Raw genomic sequence first — 13,730 nt, 5'->3', positions numbered from 1 at the left:
AACGGAGCGATCAACGCCCACGACTCATCCGTCAGTTCATGTCGACGCACCACGAACAGAGCAACGAGCCACCAACTTTACGGACACGGCCTAGGGGTGTCCTGTCGATCAGGCCGGAGCAGGGAGCGGCGTCCGGTGCCGTGCATCGCAAGGCGGAGGAAGGAGGCATGGCGGAGCCATGCCCCCATGGTGCGCCGGGCCCCGCGGCCGGGCATGTCGTACGCGGGGCCCGCTCAGGGGCGTGTCCTGTTCCCCTGAGGCCGCCGGAAGTCGCGCAGTGCCCGGTCGAGGCCGTCCTGCGGGGGGCCGGTGAGGGCGCGGACGAAGATCTCCTCGTACGCCGGCTCGCCGATCGTCGCGCGGACCGTGTCCGTGTACTTCTCGCGCAGGGCGCGCAGCCCGGGCAGGCCGCGCCGGGGCTGGCCCGTCGAGCGCCAGTAGGCCTCCCCGGTGCCGGAGACGTCGGCGGCTCGCTCGCCGTCACCGGCGGCCGCGAGGGCCGTGGCGAGGACGTCGAGTCCGAGGGCCACGCCGAGGCTCGCGCCGAGCCCCCGGGTGCCTTCGAGCATGGCGCGCGCGTGGCCCGCGGCGGTGACCGGGTCGCCCTCCAGGAGACCGGTGAGGGCCAGCTGGTACTCCAGGGCCGTCCGGGTCCAGTGCTCGTCGAGTTCCTCGCAGAGGGCGCGCAGGGCGAGCGCCCGCTCGCGGGCCTCGGCGAGCCGGCCGAGGCCGGTGAGGGCGAAGACCCGTACGAGGTGGCAGCGGAGCCGGGCGGCGGAGTCGGCGGGGCCGCCCTCGACGGCGGCGAGGACGTGGTCCACGACGACGTACGCGGCCATCGGGCGGCCGGTGGTCAGGGCGAGGAGCCCGGCGAGGGCAGCGGCGTCGAGGGTCAGGTCGCCGGGGCGTCCGGCGTGCCCTGTGCGCGGCGAGCCGTACGCGGAGATGTCCTCGGTGCGCTCCGCGTACCGCGCCTCGCGGGCGCAGCGCTCGCTGACCTCCTGGGCGGGGCCGGACTCGCCCTGGAGGACGAGGGTGACGCCGAGCGCCCACAGGGCGCGGGCCCGGACGCGACCGCGGGCCTCGCTGAGGAGCAGGGCCTGTTCGAGACCGTCGCGGGCCTCGCGCAGGCGGCCCCGGCAGGACCAGGCGAAGGCGACGGAGCCGACAAGGTCGAGGGCGGCGTCGGGGTCGGTGCGCAGCAGCCGGTCCAGGGCGGTGCGCAGGTCGGTGTGGTGGGTGTCGGCCGTCCGGTACCAGCGCAGCTGGCGGGCGCCGTGCCACGCGGTCTCCGCCCGGCGCGCCAGGCCCCGGAAGTGGGCGGCGTGCCGGTCGGCGACGGTGCCGGTCTCGCCGGTCCGGTCCAGCCAGGTCGCCCCGTACGCGCGGATCGTGTCGAGCATCCGGTGCCGGCCGCCGGCGTCCCGCGGGCGGACCACGGAGGCGCGGACGAGCCCGGCGAGCGCGTCCGGGAGCGTCGCCCGGTTCAGCGGGCCTCCGCCGCAGACGGCGGTCGCCGACGCGAGGTCGAAGGGGCCGCGGAAGACGGAGAGGCGGGCCCAGAGGAGCCGTTCGAGGGGTGCGCTCAGCTCGTGGCTCCAGCCGATGGCGGCGCGGAGGGTCCGGTGGCGGCTCGGCCACACCCGCTCGGGGTGGACGAGCAGGTCGAAGCGGTCGCCCGGCGGGGCGTCGAAGCGGGTGCCGAGCTGGTCCCTGACGGCTTCGGCGCCCCGGAGGCGGATCTGCGCGGCGGCCAGTTCCAGGGCGAGCGGGATGCCTTCGAGGCGTACGCAGATCTCGCCGGCGGGACCGGCGGCGGGGAAGTCCTCCCCGGCGGCCCGCCGCAGCAGTTCCAGGGCGTCGCGTCCGGTGGGCGGCAGCGGGTCGAGGGCGACGACGTGCTCCCCTTCGACGCCGAGGGGGGACCGGCTCGTGGCGAGGACGGTGAGTCCGGGGGCCGCGGCGAGGAGTTCGGTGACGAGCCGGGCGCAGGGTTCGGCCAGGTGCTCACAGGAGTCGAGGACGAGCAGCAGCCGGTCGTCGGCTAGCCGGCGGCAGAGGCCGGTGGTCGCCATGCCCGGTGTGTGGTCGGACAGGTCGACGGAGTCGGCGACGAGTGCGACCAGGAGCCGGTCGCCGTCGAGCGGGGTGAGGTCGGTCCACCAGGCGCCGTCCGGGTGGCGGTCGGCGGCGCGGTGCGCGGCGCGCAGCGCGAGCCGGGTCTTTCCGACTCCCCCGACGCCGGTCACGGTGACGAGGCGGTGCTCCGCCAAGGCGGTGGAGAGGCGCTCCAGTTCCGTGCGGCGTCCCACGAAACCGGGGTTCTCGTCCGGCAGATGTCCACGCACGGGAGCAGTCTCCCTCATGAGGACCGCGAACGGGCGTACGGTGCGGCTTCGTTACGCGCCCTCGGTCCACGGCGGCCGCCACGCGCCGCCCGCCCCGGGACGGTCGTCACGGGCCTTCGACCGTGACGACGACCGAGTGCCACCCCTGCGCCCCGTCGGGCATGGTGCCGGTGCGCCGTTCGGGCTGGGTGGTGCCGGTGGCGTCGGTGGCGCGGACGGTGAGGGTGTGCCGGCCGGGGGTGGCCGTCCAGGGGTACGTCCACTGGCGCCAGGTGTCGCGGCTGTCCTCGGCGGCGAGCCGGGCGTCCTGCCAGGGGCCCTCGTCGATCCGCACCTCGACGCGGCGGATGCCCCGGTGCTGTGCCCAGGCGACCCCGGCGACCATGACGGTGCCGGCCGCGGGGCGGCCGAAGGGGCGGGGGGTGTCGATGCGCGACTGCGTCTTCACGGGTGCCCGGGCGGCCCAGCCGCGCGGGACCCAGTAGGCGTCGTAGGCGTCGAAGGTGGTGAGCTCGATCGCTTCGATCCACTTGCAGGCGGAGACGTACCCGTAGAGGCCGGGGACGATCATGCGGACGGGGAAGCCGTGGGTGAAGGGCAGGGGTTCGCCGTTCATCCCGAAGGCGAGGAGGGCGTCACGGCCGTCCATGATCTCCTCGACCGGGGTGCCGATCGTCATGCCGTCGACGGAGCGGGCGACGAGCTGGTCGGCGGGCCCGCCTTCGGACGGCGGGCGTACGCCGGCCTCGCGGAGCAGGTCCGCGAGGGAGACGCCCAGCCAGCGGGCGTTGCCGACGTAGGGGCCGCCGACCTCGTTGGAGACGCAGGCGAGGGTGATGTCGCGCTCCACGGTCCTGCGGGCCATGAGGTCCCCGAGGGTGAGGGTGAGTTCCTCGCGTACGCCGCTGCCGCGCAGCCGCAGCCGCCAGCGGCCGGCGTCGACCTTGGGGACGACGAGCGCGGTGTCGACGCGGTAGAAGTCGCGGTTGGGGGTGACGAAGGGGCTGATGCCGGGGACCCCGAGCTGCGCTCCGGCGGGGACGGGCGGTGCCGGGGAGTCGGGGCGGGGCAGGCGTACGGCCGCGCGGGAGGCGACGGCGTCCTCCTCGGCAGGCGAGGCGACCGTCCGGCCGAGGGCGGCGGCGCCGGTCGCGGCGAGTCCGGTGGAGGCGGCGACGATCAGGAAGCGCCGCCGGTCCGTACGAGCGCCTCCGGCTCTCGGAGCGCGGAGGAGGCCGGTGAGGACGTACAGGAGGGCCGCTCCGGCGGTGGCTCCGACGAGGGAGGGCACGGCGTCGAGGGCGGAGTCCGAGTCGGGGCGGGAGACGGCGCCGAGGGCGCCGAGGAGACCGAAGACGCCCACGGCCGCGGCACCGAGCAGCCGGTGGCGGAGCGCGAGCAGTCCGATCCCGAGGGCGATGACCGCCAGGACGGCGAGGATGCCCAGCAGGAGGACGGCCTTGTCCGCCTCGCCGAAGGTGCGGATCGCCCAGTCCTTGAGGGCCGCCGGGGTCCGGTCCACCACGGCGTCTCCGATGGCGAGGACGGGGCCCGCCTCGGGTCGTACGCGGGAGGCGACGAGGTCCGCGACGGCGAGCGAGACGTACGCGGCGACGAGGCCGCCGAGTGCGGCGAGGAGACGGTCGGTACGGGTGGGCTCGGGTGTGGTGTCCCGTGCGGTCCTGGTGGTTCTCATGGTGGGTACTTCGGCACGCGCCGGCGCCTGGATGGGTGCTGTCACCCGGGCGGCGCAGCCTCAGCGGGTGCCGGGCGGTGTGCCGTGGCCGTCCAGGTGCTCGCCGGGGGTCGCGAGTTCTTCGACCGCCCCGGCTCCGACGACCGCGCCCGTGGACTTCTTGCCGCGCCGCAGCCGCCCTTCGAGCCAGGAGGCGAAGGTGGTGAGCGCGAAGTTGAGGACGACGAAGATCACGGCGACGACGGTGAAGCAGGCGATCGTGTTGGCGCCGTAGTTGGCACTGAGCGGGCGGACGGAGGCGAGGAGTTCGGAGAAGCCGAGCATCGCGCCGCCCAGCGCGGTGTCCTTGACGATGACGACAAGCTGGCTGACGAGCGCGGGCAGCATGGCGGTGACCGACTGCGGGAGGAGCACGTGCGTCATGGTCTGGCCCTTGCGCATGCCGATGGCCTTCGCCGCGTCGGTCTGGCCCGCGGGGAGGGCGAGGATGCCGGCGCGGACGACCTCGGCGAGGACGGAGGCGTTGTAGAGGACGAGTCCGGTGACGACGGCGTACAGGGGGCGGGTGTCGGGGCTGATGTCGGTGAACTCGGAGTAGGCGGCGTTGGCGAAGAGCATCAGGATCAGGACGGGGATGGCCCGGAAGAGCTCGACGACGGTGCCGGCCCCGGCGCGTACGGCACGGTGGTCGGAGAGCCGGAGGATGCCGAGGAGGGCGCCGAGGGGGAGGGCGATCACCATGGCGAGCGCGGCGGCGATGACGGTGTTCTTCAGGGCGGGCAGGACGTATGTCTCCCAGACGCGTGCGTCGGTGAAGAAGGGCTCCCACTTGGCCCATTCGAGCTGGTTCTTGTCGGCGAGGCTCACCACGACCCACCACACCACGGCGGCGAGCGCGACCAGGAAGACGAGGGTCCACAGGAGGTTGCGCCGGCGGGCCCGGGGTCCGGGGACGTCGTAGAGGACGGTGGGCCGGGTCTTCACCGTTTCACCGCCACCTTCTTGGCCACCCAGCCGAGGATGAGGCCGGTGGGGAGGGTGAGGCAGATGAAGCCGACCGCGAAGATCGCGGAGATGAGGATGAGCTGGGCCTCGTTCTCGATCATCTCGCGCATGAGGAGGGCGGCTTCGGCGACACCGATGGCGGCGGCCACCGTGGTGTTCTTGGTGAGGGCGATGAGGACGTTGGCCAGGGGCCCCACGACCGAGCGGAAGGCCTGCGGGAGCACGATCAGGCGCAGGACCTGGGGGAAGCCGAGCCCGATGGCGCGGGCGGCCTCGACCTGGCCGAGGGGGACGGTGTTGATGCCGGAGCGGATCGCCTCGCAGACGAAGGCGCTGGTGTACGCGGTGAGGCCGAGGACGGCGAGCCGGAAGTTGATGGTGGTGAAGCGGTCGGCGCCCATGCTGACGCCGAGGGTCTGGAAGAGGCCGAGCGAGGTGAAGACGATGATGACGGTGAGGGGGATGTTGCGGACGACGTTGACGTAGACGGTGCCGAAGCCCCGCATGAGGGGGACGGGGCTGACGCGCATGGCGGCCAGGAGCGTCCCCCAGACGAGGGAGCCGATCGCCGAGTAGACGGTGAGCTGCACCGTCACCCAGAAGGCTCCGAGCAGGTCGTACCCCTGCAGGAAGTCGAACACGACGACCCACTCACTCGACGACGACGCCGATCTTCGGAGCGGGTTCGCTCCGGTAGCCGGCGGGGCCGAAGTTCTTCTTCACCGCCGCCTCCCAGGAGCCGTCGTCGACCATCTTCTCCAGGGCCGTGTTGATCCTGCCCTTGAGGTCGCTGCCCTTCTGGACGCCGATGCCGTAGTTCTCGTTGCTCATCTTGAAGCCGCCGAGCTTGAACTTGCCCTTGAACTGGCTCTGTGAGGCGTAGCCCGCGAGGATGGAGTCGTCGGTGGTGAGGGCGTCGATGACACCGTTCTCGAGTCCGGTCAGGCACTCGGAGTAACCGCCGTACTCCTGGAGTTGGGCGTCGGGGGCGATGTCGTCCTTGACGTTCTGCGCGGACGTCGAGCCGGTGACCGAGCAGAGCTTCTTGTTGTTCAGGTCGGACGGCTTCTTGATGGAGTCGTCGTCGGCGCGGATCAGCACGTCCTGGTGGGCGAGGAGGTAGGGGCCGGCGAAGTCGACCTTCTCGGCCCGCTCGTCGTTGATCGAGTACGAGGCCGCGATGAAGTCCACGTCACCGCGCTGGAGCAGCGTCTCCCGGTCCGCGCTCTTGGCCTCCTTCCACACGATGTCGGACGGGTCGTGGCCGAGTTCCTTGGCGATGTACGTCGCCACGTCGACGTCGAAGCCGGTGTAGGTGCCGTCGGGTGTCTTCAGGCCGATGCCCGGCTGGTCGAACTTGATGCCGACGGTGATCTTGTCTCCGCCGTGGTCGCGTGGCACCCCGCCGGCCGCTCCGTTCGCGAATCCTGCGGAGGTGACGGAGAGGACGACGGCCGCGGCGACGGCCACGGCGGCCCTGCCGGTCCTGATCGGGTTCATGATCATGAGGATCACCCCTGGGGCTGCTGGTCGGACGGCGGCCGTGGCTCGGTGGGCGCCGCGGCTCAGTGGTGGAGGATCTTGGACAGGAAGTCCCTGGCACGGTCGCTGCGCGGGTTGTTGAAGAACTCGTCCGGGGTCGTCTCCTCGACGATCCGGCCGTCGGCCATGAAGACGACCCGGTTGGCGGCCGACCGGGCGAAGCCCATCTCATGGGTGACCACCACCATCGTCATGCCGTCCCGGGCGAGTTGCCGCATGACCTCGAGGACCTCGTTGATCATCTCGGGGTCGAGCGCGGACGTCGGCTCGTCGAAGAGCATCACCTTCGGATCCATGGCGAGGGCGCGGGCGATCGCCACGCGCTGCTGCTGGCCGCCGGAGAGCTGCGCCGGGTACTTCTCCGCCTGCGAGGCGACGCCGACGCGGTCGAGGAGCGCGCGGGCACGCTTCTCGGCCTCCTTCCGGTCCTTCTTGCGGACCTTGATCAGGCCCAGGGTGACGTTGTCGAGCACCGTCTTGTGCGCGAAGAGGTTGAAGGACTGGAAGACCATGCCGACGTCGGCCCGCAGGGCCGCGAGTTCCCGTCCCTCGGCGGGCAGGGGGCGCCCGTCGACGACGATCTCGCCGTTGTCGATGGTCTCCAGACGGTTGATCGCACGGCAGAGCGTCGACTTCCCCGAGCCCGACGGCCCGATGACGACCACGACCTCGCCGCGGTGGATCGTCAGGTCGATGGACTGCAGGACGTGCAGGGTGCCGAAATGCTTGTCGACGCCACGCAGCTCGACGAGTGTGTCGCCGCCTTCCGGGACGGGCATGGCACCCTCCTGGCTCACGCCCCCGCTTGCCGCTCTCCTCACGTTCATGCTCCGCCCTCCGTCCCCGCGCCGCACTCCGGAGACGGGGTGCGCGGAGGGTGAGGGTACGTACCGGTGGGTGACCGGGGCGCCCGCGTGACCTGCGGGAGCGTACGGCCGGGAGCGGGCGCGCGCCGGGTCGGGCTGGCGGACACTGGGGGTGGAGCCGAGCGCGCGAGGAGGGTCCGCCATGAGCAGTGCCGCACCCAAGGTCAGCACGTTGCCGCCGGAGCACCGGGAGCGCCTGATGGCCTTCGCCGAGGACGTGTACTTCGATTCCGGTCACCGGCTGTTCGAGGAGCAGCAGCACGCCGACCGGTTCTGGATCGTGAAGACGGGCGCGGTGACGCTCGACGCGAAGGTGCCGGGCCGCGGGGCGCCCGTGATCGAGACACTGCGCCACGGAGAGCTGGTCGGTCTGTCGTGGCTGTTCCCGCCGTATCTGTGCCAGTCGGGGGCCGAGGCGATGACTCCGGTACGGGCGTACGAGTTCAACGCCCCGGCCGTCCGCTCGATGTGCCGCTCGGACACGGAGTTCGGCGCCTCGGTCACGTTCTGGGTGGGTTCGATCCTCGCCCATCGCCTCCATGTGACCCGGGTCCGGCTCCTGGACCTGTACGCGCCGCACGGGAGCGGCATCCTGGCGTGAGCCGCGCCTCGCCCCTCGGGGCGGGATACGGCGGGGGCCGGGGGTGGGCTCGGCCGAACTCGCCGACGGAGCCGTGGCGGCGGGCCGTCGCCCGCCGGTCGGACCCGTTCGTGGTGGAGACGCCGGCCGGTTGCCGGGTGGCGGTGGTGGGCGGCCGGTGGTGGCACACGGCAGGGCGGTACGGTGGAGGGCGCACGCACCGGGCGGCACACCTGTCCCGGCCGCCCCTCCCCCGCTCCGGCGACGAGCTGCGAGGCCACTCCATGAGCGAACCGACGACGGCACGCGAGGCGATCACCCTCGTCACCGGCGGCGACTTCACCGAACTCCCCTTCACCGAAGGGCCGTTGGCCGACGACGGGCCGATCGGCTGGCCCGGCTACTCGGCGGCTCACGCGCGCGCCTCCGCCCGTACCGGGGAGACCGAATCGGTGGTCTGCGGAACGGGCGTGGTCGGCGGCGTGCCCGTGGTGCTGATCTCGTTCGAGTTCGGCTTCCTCGGCGGTTCCCTCGGGGAGCGGACGGGGGCACGCGCCGCCGCGGCCCACGCGCTGGCCCGCGCACGGCGACTGCCCGTGGTCGTCCTGCCCGCCACGGGCGGCAGCCGTATGCACGAGGGCATGCGGGCCCTCCTCCAACTCCAGTTGCTGGCCCGCGAGTCGGAGCTGACCCGGGCCGCCGGTCTGCCGCAGATCGCCGTCCTGCGGAATCCGACGACGGGCGGCGGCTGGGCCACGCTCGGCGCCGGGTCCGATGTGGTCCTCGCGCTGCCCGGCGCCCAGGTCGGCTTCGCCGGCTCCCGCGTCCGCCCGCCGGACGCCGACCCCCTCGCGTACACCGCCGAGGCGCAGCTCGCCCACGGGCACATCGACGCGGTCGTGTCTCCCGCCGCGCTGCGCGACACCCTGGGCCGCTGGCTCTCGCTGCTCACCCGCCCGGCCGAGGGCCCCGTGCCGCCGCCGTGGGCGCTCGTCGCCCCGGGCATGCCGCCCGCCACGAGCGGCCGGGAGGCCGTGGCGCGCGCCCGGCACCCCGAGCGGCCCCGGGCCGCCGCCTACCTCGACGCGTACGTCCCCGTACGGGAGGAGCTCTCCGGCGACCGCTGCGGAGGCGTCGACCCGGGGATGCGGTGCGGCTTCGGCCGGCTCGCCGACGGCCGTACCGTCGCCTACGCCGCGCAGTGCGGTACGGCGACCCGCCCGGCCGGCTTCCGTACGGCCGCCCGGCTGGTGCGGCTCGCCGAGCGGCTGGGGATCCCGGTCCTCACCCTCATCGACACGCCGGGGGCGGCCAACGACCCGGCGGCGGAACACGCGGGCGCGGGCCCCGCGATCGCCGACCTGTTCGCCGCCGTCGCCTCCGCGCGCGTCCCCGTCACGTCCCTCCTCATCGGCGAGGGCGGCTCGGGCGGCGCGCTCGCCCTCGCCGCCCCCGGCAACCTCTGGGCCACGCCCGACAGTTACTTCTCGGTCATCGCCCCGGAGGCCGCCGCGTCCATCCTGAAACGGCCGCCGGAGGACGCCGCCGCGACGGCGGACGACCTGCGCCTCCGCCCCCAGGACCTCGTCGACCTCGGCATCGCCCGAGGTGTCGTGGAGAGCCGTGGGACCGGTGACGCGGTGGCGTGACCCGGGGCGTCCATGACGCTCCGGCGGGGTCGCCGGGGTGCCGGGGTCACCGCCCGAGGCGGTGCCGTCCGGCGCGGTACCTCCCGGCGAGGCGCCGTCAGATGCCGGGCCCGTAACCCGGGTCGGGTGCCTGCCGGGGGTGCCACACGGCCGCGATGCCCCAGAGGCCGAGCCCGGCGACGGCGACGCAGACGAGCAGCGCCGCCCACGGGCGGAGGCGGTGTGACGCCGCCGCCCAGGTCAAGGGCGGGACGAGGGCGCCCGCGAGGAGGATCAGCGGGACGTCGACGAGGATGACGCTCCAGTCCCGGGCATGCGCCTCGAATCCGCCTTCGATGCTGAACGAGGCCCGGGGCAGCGCGAACAACCCGGCGACGACGATCCCGGTGACGGCGAGCAGACAGCCGACGGCGCTCTGCGCCCGGTCGTCGTCAGCGCCGTCGTCCTCCGGGTGTGACAGGTTCTCGCTCATGCCCGGGAGGGACGCCGGGCGCCCTTCTCCGGTTCCGTACGGGCACGGGCACGACGGAAGCCGGTCCCGACCCGCCTGCGCGCGCGGCCGGGCGTGCGGACGCGGCGCCGATCGCACGGCTGGCCGAACGTACCGCCGCGGGCGACCATGGAAGGCGGGACCCGGCCGGAGGCCGACGAGGACGGGAGGCGCCCGTGGCGCGCACCGGCACCACCACCGATGTCCTGATCGTGGGCGCGGGCCCTGTCGGTCTGAGCGCGGCCGGGGAGCTCCGCCGCCACGGGGTGCGCTGCCGCCTCGTGGACCGGTTGCCGGCCCGGCTGCCGTACGCGAAGGCGGTCGGGATCCAGCCGCGCACCCTGGAGCTGTGGGACCGGATGGGTCTGGTGCGTGCCGTCCTGGAGGCCGCCGTCCCGATGCGCGGCCAACTGACGTACGTGAACGGCCGGGAGGTGGCGCGGCTCGACCTGGAGCTGCCCCCCGAGGTGCCGTACGGATTCGCCGCGCTGCCGCAGTACGAGACCGAACGTCTCCTGGAGGAGTACGCCGCCGGCCGCGGCACGGTCATCGAACGCGGCACCGAGCTGCTGGGGTTCGACCAGGACCCGGACGGCGTGACCGCGCGCCTGCGCACCGCGTCGGGGGCCGCCGAGGAGCTTCGGGTCCGCTATCTCGTCGGCTGCGACGGCGCGCACAGTGTCGTGCGCAAGACGCTGGGTCTGCCGTTCGAGGGCGGCGCGTTCCCCGAGGCGTACATGCTGGGCGATGTCGTGGCCGAGACCGACTGGGACGTGCCCCCCGGGTACGCCCTCCGCTCGGAGCACCGGGCCGACGACGGGTCGACCGATGACGTGCTGGTCTGCATCCCGCTGCCGGGAGCGGGCCGCTACCGGATGTCGATGCGGGTCCCTCCCGATCTGGCCGCCCCGGCCCGGACCGGGGAGGCGCCGGACGGCGTCGAGCACGGTCTCGCGGGCGGGGACGGCCCGGATCTGTCCCGTCTCCAGGCCGTCGTCGACCGGCTGGCTCCGCGCCCCGTCCGTCTCTCGGGGCTTCGCTGGTCGTCGGTCTTCCGCATCAGCCACCGCATCGCCGGCCGCTACGGGGCGGGGCGGGTGTTCGTCGCGGGCGACGCGGCGCACATCCATCCGCCCACCGGCGCGCAGGGCATGAACACCGGTGTCCAGGACGCCGTCAACCTGGCCTGGAAGCTCGCGCTCGTGGTGCGCGGCGAGGCCGGGTCCGCTCTGCTCGGCAGCTACGACGCCGAGCGCCGTCCGGTGGGCGAGGAGGTCGTGGGCCGCACCGTCCGGCATGCCACGCGGGGCTTCGAGAGCGATCCCGACGACCGGCGGACCCTGATCCTCCGGGAGGCCCAGCTCCTCGTCGGCTACCGGGAGGGTCCGCTCTCCGGTGTCCCGTACGGCCCGCTCGACGCGCCGCAGCCCGGCGACCGGGCGCCGGACTGCACCGGCCTCACGACGCCGATCGCCGCCCAGCCGCTGCGCCTCCTCGATGTCCTGCGCGGACGCCCGGGGCACGTCGTCCTGCTGTTCGGGGCCGATGCCGCCGCCCTGGCGGGGGCGGCGGCGGACGCGAGGCGGGCCTGGGGCGATCCGCTCCGGCCCCTGACCGTCCTCGCGGTACTGCCCCGGGGAGCCGGGGGCCCCGCGGCTCCCCCGCCCGCCGGCGTTCCCGCGTACCGGGACGCCGACGGGGAGTTCGACCGGCTGTACGCCCCCGACGGCGCCGCCGGCTTCGTCGTACGCCCTGACGGGCAGCTCGCCGCCCGGTTCCCGCTCGGCGGCACCACGGCGGCCCTGTCCGGCTACCTCAGGGCGCTGTCCGCCCGCCCGGCCTGATCCGGGAGGCCAGGAGTCCGGGGCCTGCCCGCCGGATCAGGGGACCCAGTGGTTGCCCGAGGCCGTGATCATGACCTGGAGCTGGATGCTCGCGGAGAAGTAGCTGCTGGTGTCGATCGGGGTGGCCAGCATCTTGTTCCACAGGGCGTCGAGCCAGGCCTGGCTGCCGGGGTCGGTCATCGCCGCCACCGCGAAGGGGGCGAAGAAGGCGGCCTCGCTGCCCGAGGAGATCGGGGTGCCGTTGAGCTGGTAGCCGATGGCGATCTTGTTCGGGTCGCCGCCGGTCTTCGTCTTTATCCAGCTGTTCAGCTTCCGCGCCGCCGCGAGCGAGGTGGCGTCGCCGCTGGTCACGGCGTCGTCGGCGATGCGCCACGGGGTGCGGCAGGCGTTCCACCAGTAGGCGCCGTCGTTGACGTCCTCAAGCACCTTCCCCGGGGCGGGCCTGGGCGTGGTGTCGGTGTCGACGACGAAGTCGGGGAGGAGTCCGGTGCCGGAGGCGTAGGTCGACTGGAGCCGGGAGATCTGGGCCTGGTGCGCGCCGCGCACCGCGTCCCAGGTCGTGTCCCCGGAGGCCGTACGGAAGGCGCGGAAGTGGTCGGCCATCCAGTCCGAGGTGCGGGAGATCCAGTAGTACTGGTCGCCTGAGCTGCTCCAGTCACCGAGCTTCAGGAGCTTGGTCGTCGGGTTGAGCTCGTCCTTCTTGATCGCGGCGATGTGCTTGAGCGCGAGGTCCTTGTAGTCGTAGGTGCCGGCGCTGCCCCACTGCTTGTCGGCGAGGAGCAGGCCGTACGCCACGTCCATGTCGCCGTCGGTGGCGCCGTCACCGCCGTTGACGCTCTTGCAGGAGGCGTCCTGTTCGGCGGCGAGCAGGTTCGGGTTGATGGAGGACGGGTGGTCGATCTTCCACTTGACCAGGCCGTCGAAGATCTTCTTGGCGTCGGGGTCGGCGCCCGCCATGGTCGCGGTGACGACCATGCCGTAGCCCTGGGCCTCGGCGACGTACGGGTGGTCGGCGTCGGGCGAGATGACCTGGTACCAGCCGTTGCCGCAGTTCTGCCGGACGAAGGCGGCCTTCCACCTGTTGTAGTAGTCGACGACCTTCTGGTCGTTCGTGGCCTGGGAGCCGGAGGGCTTCAGGATGCCGGCGGCGTAGGGCTTGAGGTGGCTGCCGAAGGGAACGGCCGTCCCGCCGCCTCCGCCGCCGGTGGGCGCGCCGTACACCTCGAACTCCCAGAGGGAGTAGCCGTACGGCGTGCCGCGCCCGGTGCCGTACATCCGGACGTAGCGTCCGCTGCCGGAGACCGTCAGGTCGTCGGTGGCGCCGTCGCCCGCGGTGGTGGAGTAGACGTCGGTCCAGGTGGTTCCGTCGGCCGAGGTCTGTATCCGGTACGTCTTGCCGTAGGCGACCTCCCAGTCGAGCTTGACGCGGGAGATCGTGTGGGTGGCCCCGAGGTCGATGCGGATCCACTGGGGGTCGACCCCTTCGAGGCTCGCCCAGCGGGTGGTTCTGTTCCCGTCCACCGCGAGTCCGGGCCCGTAGGCCGAGGTCTCGACGGACGAGGACGTCACCGCCTTCCCGGTGGACACCAGGCCGTCGGCTGCCTGGGCCTGTGGCATCACCGTCAGGGGCAACGCCAGCAGACCGGCGAGCCCGAGAAGCGAGACGCTTCGTCGACGCATGACAACTCCCTTTCCCTCCATGGTCAATGG

11 protein-coding genes are annotated in these 13,730 nt (G+C 73.4%); 3 read left to right on the top strand and 8 right to left on the bottom strand.

Annotated features, from left to right (window positions below; all coding sequences use genetic code 11):
• Window positions 1-233 precede the first annotated feature (233 nt).
• The 6 genes from ACFVYX_RS33180 to ACFVYX_RS33155 form a co-directional block, all read right to left on the bottom strand.
• Window positions 234-2,366, bottom strand: a complete 2,133-nt coding sequence (locus ACFVYX_RS33180) for an ATP-binding protein (protein WP_389685197.1) — start codon at window positions 2,364-2,366, stop codon at window positions 234-236.
• 88 nt (window positions 2,367-2,454) lie between these two features.
• Window positions 2,455-4,044: a molybdopterin-dependent oxidoreductase gene (locus ACFVYX_RS33175; protein WP_389685196.1), complete on the bottom strand. Its 1,590-nt coding sequence runs from the start codon at window positions 4,042-4,044 to the stop codon at window positions 2,455-2,457.
• Between the two features lie 60 nt (window positions 4,045-4,104).
• Window positions 4,105-5,028 (bottom strand): amino acid ABC transporter permease, encoded by a 924-nt coding sequence (locus ACFVYX_RS33170; RefSeq protein ID WP_389685195.1) that lies wholly within the window; start codon window positions 5,026-5,028, stop codon window positions 4,105-4,107.
• Entirely contained in the window at window positions 5,025-5,690 is a 666-nt protein-coding gene (locus tag ACFVYX_RS33165) for an amino acid ABC transporter permease (RefSeq protein ID WP_389685194.1), read from the bottom strand. The genes ACFVYX_RS33170 and ACFVYX_RS33165 overlap by 4 nt, the downstream gene beginning before the upstream one ends.
• A gap of 10 nt (window positions 5,691-5,700) precedes the next feature.
• Entirely contained in the window at window positions 5,701-6,549 is an 849-nt protein-coding gene (locus ACFVYX_RS33160) for a glutamate ABC transporter substrate-binding protein (protein ID WP_389685193.1), read from the bottom strand.
• A 65-nt stretch (window positions 6,550-6,614) separates the two neighbouring features.
• Window positions 6,615-7,370, bottom strand: a complete 756-nt coding sequence (locus ACFVYX_RS33155; protein ID WP_389685192.1) for an amino acid ABC transporter ATP-binding protein — start codon at window positions 7,368-7,370, stop codon at window positions 6,615-6,617.
• 229 nt (window positions 7,371-7,599) lie between these two features.
• On the opposite strand from ACFVYX_RS33155, the gene ACFVYX_RS33150 reads away from it, so the two are divergent.
• Window positions 7,600-8,058, top strand: a complete 459-nt coding sequence (locus ACFVYX_RS33150; RefSeq protein WP_389685191.1) for a Crp/Fnr family transcriptional regulator — start codon at window positions 7,600-7,602, stop codon at window positions 8,056-8,058.
• A 263-nt stretch (window positions 8,059-8,321) separates the two neighbouring features.
• Window positions 8,322-9,686 (top strand): carboxyl transferase domain-containing protein, encoded by a 1,365-nt coding sequence (locus ACFVYX_RS33145; protein WP_389685190.1) that lies wholly within the window; start codon window positions 8,322-8,324, stop codon window positions 9,684-9,686.
• Between the two features lie 97 nt (window positions 9,687-9,783).
• Here ACFVYX_RS33145 and ACFVYX_RS33140 read toward each other — a convergent pair whose 3' ends face one another.
• Window positions 9,784-10,158 carry a hypothetical protein gene (locus ACFVYX_RS33140; protein WP_389685189.1) on the bottom strand — a complete coding sequence of 125 codons (375 nt, stop codon included), beginning with the start codon at window positions 10,156-10,158 and terminating at the stop codon, window positions 9,784-9,786.
• 194 nt (window positions 10,159-10,352) lie between these two features.
• On the opposite strand from ACFVYX_RS33140, the gene ACFVYX_RS33135 reads away from it, so the two are divergent.
• Window positions 10,353-12,020, top strand: coding sequence for an FAD-dependent monooxygenase (locus ACFVYX_RS33135; RefSeq protein ID WP_389685188.1), 1,668 nt, complete (start codon window positions 10,353-10,355; stop codon window positions 12,018-12,020).
• Window positions 12,021-12,056: 36 nt separating this feature from the next.
• On the opposite strand, the gene ACFVYX_RS33130 is transcribed toward ACFVYX_RS33135, so the two are convergent.
• Window positions 12,057-13,700 carry a glycosyl hydrolase family 8 gene (locus ACFVYX_RS33130; RefSeq protein WP_389685187.1) on the bottom strand — a complete coding sequence of 548 codons (1,644 nt, stop codon included), beginning with the start codon at window positions 13,698-13,700 and terminating at the stop codon, window positions 12,057-12,059.
• Window positions 13,701-13,730: the final 30 nt, after the last annotated feature.

The sequence above is a fragment of the Streptomyces sp. NPDC058326 genome (genome assembly GCF_042879855.1).
Lineage (GTDB): Bacteria > Actinomycetota > Actinomycetes > Streptomycetales > Streptomycetaceae > Streptomyces.
Note: the sequence above shows the minus strand (reverse complement) of the source record. Positions and strands in the feature narration are given on the sequence as shown.